This window comes from Pantoea sp. CTOTU49201 (genome assembly GCF_032054795.1).
GTDB lineage: Bacteria > Pseudomonadota > Gammaproteobacteria > Enterobacterales > Enterobacteriaceae > Pantoea > Pantoea symbiotica.
In genome coordinates this window covers 1-3,100 of record NZ_DAMBSA010000490.1, presented here as the reverse complement: position 1 = coordinate 3,100, position 3,100 = coordinate 1, and the positions used below count along the sequence as shown (strand labels likewise).

Sequence of the window (3,100 nt, the reverse complement as noted above, 5' to 3'; positions counted from 1 at the left end):
CAGTTGGATATGAAAATCGCTGCGCAGAATAATAACCAGCAGCAGCGTAAAAGTGCCGAAGCCAACATTCTCAGCAACAAAGCCGCACTGGAAAATGCCAAAGCGCAGGCGCTGAAAAGCAGCCTCGATCTCAAGCGTGTAGAAAATCTGGCGGCTGACGGCTCGCTGTCGGTACGTGAACGCGACGCGGCGCGCGCGGCGAATGCTCAGGCGCAGGCGCAGTTGCGTCAGGCGGATGCGCAGGTCGCCGTTTCACAACAGAATCTGCAAACCGTGGTGGTAAATAAGGCTTCACTGCAAGGCGATGTCGCCAGTGCGCAGGCGGCGTTAGAGCTGGCAAACATCGACCTGGCGAATACACGCATCATCGCGCCGGACAGCGGCCAGCTCGGTCAGCTGTCGGTGCGTAAAGGCACCTATGTCACCGCGGGCACGCGTTTGACTTCGGTGGTGCCGGAAAACAAATGGATCATCGCCAATTTCAAAGAAACCCAGCTGGCGCGCGTGCGTCCCGGCTTGCCGGTGAACATTCGCGTCGATGCGCTGGACGGTAGGCATTACGATGGACGCGTCGAGTTTATCTCGCCTGCCGCCGGTTCCGAATTCAGCGCTATCTCGCCGGATAATGCCACCGGCAACTTTGTGAAAATTGCTCAGCGCATTCCGGTGCGCATTAAAATTCTTAACGACGATCTGCAGGCGCTGCGCCCCGGCATGTCGGTGGAAGTGAGCATTGATACCGCCGCTGAACCGCACAAGGATGCGCCATGAAGCGCTTACTGTTAGCCACGTGCGTGGCATTAATGGTGGGCGGCTGTGCGACAGAAGTGGAAAAAGCGCCGTCATCGTTGCCGATTCCCGATAGCTGGCGTCAGCAGGTTGGCCCACATGCGCTGCCGGAAGCGCAGTGGTGGCAGAACTTTGGCGATGCCGATCTCAATCGCCTCGTTACGCAGGCGTTGCAGCACAACAGCGATATTCTCACGGCGCGTTCACGCGTGGATCAATACCGTGCCGAATTACGTGCCGCGCAGGGTGACAATTTCCCAACGCTGTCGGCGGGTGTTGCGGCTACGCATCAGCGTGCGCTGTCGGCGGCGACCGGCCAGCCGTATGAAAACGCGGTGTTTCAGGGGTTGCTGCAGGCCAACTATGAAGTGGATTTATGGGGCAGCCGCAGCAACAGCATTCGCGCTGCGCAAGCTTCGCTGGATGCGCAGCGTGCCGCCGCGTCTGCCGCCGAGCTCACCGTCGCCAGTTCGGTAGCATCGGGCTATCTCAGCCTGTGCGCACTCGATGAGCAGCTACGCGTCACAGAAGCCACGTTAGCAACGCGCGAAAACTCGCTCAATCTGGCGCAGCGTCAGTTTGAAACCGGCTACACCTCGCGTCTCGAATGGATGCAGGCCGCCTCGGAATATCAAACGGCCAAAGCGCAGATCCCGCAGTTGCAGCATCAGATCGAACAGCAGGAGAATGCGCTCAGCGTGCTGGTGGGCATGAATCCGCGTGAAATCGCGCGCAGTAGCCAGTTCGACCACATCAAACCGCAAACCTTGCCATCGCTGCTTCCATCGCAGTTGCTGAATCGCCGGCCGGATATCGTGCAGGCGCAGCGCCAGCTGCTGGCCGCCGATGCGTCACTGGCGTCATCCCAGGCCAAATTGTTGCCGTCGCTCAATCTCACCGCCAGCGGCACCTTGCAAAGCGGCGAACTGCATCAGCTGTTGGACTATCCATTCCGTTTGTGGAGCATTGGCGGCAGCATTCTGGCACCGCTGCTGAATCGCGAAGCGCTGACAGCGCAGGTTGATGTGGCGATGGCGACGCGCAATCAGGCGCTTTATGGCTATGAGAAAGTGGTGCGCAATGCCTTCTCCGATGTGGATAACGCGCTGGATGCCATTCGCCGCAGTCAGGAGCAGCTTGAAGAGTTGCAGAAGCAGGAAGGCTATGTGGCGGAAGCGTATCGCATTGCGCATAACCGCTATCAAAACGGTTACGCCTCTTATCTGGATGAGCTGGACGCCCAGCGAACGCTGTTCAGCACCCAGCTCAATATCGTGTCAGTGAAAAATACGCTGCTGCTGGCACAAATCGATCTTTATCGTTCGCTCGGTGGCGGCTGGCAGGGTTAAACATCATGCGACAAGGCCATTTTTCGGTAGAAATTCCGCCGTAAGAGGGCACGTGAACAGTTTTAAATCGGCGATAAACGATTCTTAAGTGATTCATGCTTCTTTTTACTTGTCTTTACAAATAATGTTATTATCCGCCCGCTTTACACAGTCTGAACGGAACAGTGTTGGTAAGTTTACCAGCGCGGTCGCTCACTGAGGCGGCTTGCAAAGACAGGGGAAGAAAAGGAAATGATGAATAAGAAAATCGGTTTTGCTTTGTTAGTATCTGCGGTCCTGTTAACCGGCTGTGCGCCACGCACCGCGCCGATCGAGAATGTTAACCAGACCGTGGGTCAAAGCTACTCGGATGATCAAATGAAGCAAGCGATCGTTCAGTCAGGTGCCGCTAACCATTGGGTGATGACGCCAGCCGGTCCAGGCGTAATGAATGGTCACCTGGCCGAGCGCGGACATACCGCAGATATTCGCGTGAATTACACCGCGAACAGTTATCAAATCCAGTATGTCAGCAGCCAGAATCTGAAAGCCGGTAGCGGTCAAATTCACCGTAATTACAACCGCTGGATTCAGAACCTGAGCCAGGGCATCCAAACGCGTCTGGCGGTCGAAGCCGCTAAATAAGCGCGAAGCGTGATTGCTGACATAATGTTGTAAAGTTAGCCGACACGCTGCCGAAATAGAAACAGGCGGGCCATGTGCCCGCCTTGTTAATCGGCGACATCCGCATGGGATGACGGGTATTGAGAGCAAGGAAGGGATGCCGCGCAGCGAAAATCTGACCATCCCTGAGGCTGAAGAAAGAATACAGGTATGAAACTCGCTTACTCCCTTGTTGACTGGCACGCCATCGCGCCGGGCAACAGCACCGCAGAAGAGTGGCAACGTTGGGCGCAACAGGCACCAGCGTTAGATGCCACGCAACCTATCGCGAAACCCCAATTTTTGCCGATGATGACCGC

3 protein-coding genes are annotated in these 3,100 nt (G+C 56.4%); all 3 read left to right on the top strand.

Annotation, left to right across the window (positions count from 1 at the left end; translation table 11 throughout):
* A partial coding sequence (locus tag RTY00_RS22670; RefSeq protein ID WP_312666404.1) for an HlyD family secretion protein occupies positions 1 to 771 on the top strand: 771 nt, incomplete at its 5' end.
* A complete protein-coding gene (locus RTY00_RS22665) occupies positions 768 to 2,138 on the top strand; it encodes an efflux transporter outer membrane subunit (protein ID WP_312666403.1) in 1,371 nt (456 codons plus the stop codon). The genes RTY00_RS22670 and RTY00_RS22665, both read left to right, overlap by 4 nt.
* A 234-nt stretch (positions 2,139 to 2,372) precedes the next feature.
* A complete protein-coding gene (locus RTY00_RS22660; RefSeq protein WP_312666406.1) occupies positions 2,373 to 2,762 on the top strand; it encodes a hypothetical protein in 390 nt (129 codons plus the stop codon).
* The last annotated feature ends 338 nt before the right edge of the window (positions 2,763 to 3,100 follow it).

What these genes read in the sequence shown, in the direction of transcription:
- RTY00_RS22660 (WP_312666406.1), top strand. Translation starts at nt 2,373, where the DNA reads ATGAATAAGAAAATCGGTTTTGCTTTGTTAGTATCTGCGGTCCTGTTA.
- RTY00_RS22665 (WP_312666403.1), top strand. Translation starts at nt 768, where the DNA reads ATGAAGCGCTTACTGTTAGCCACGTGCGTGGCATTAATGGTGGGCGGC.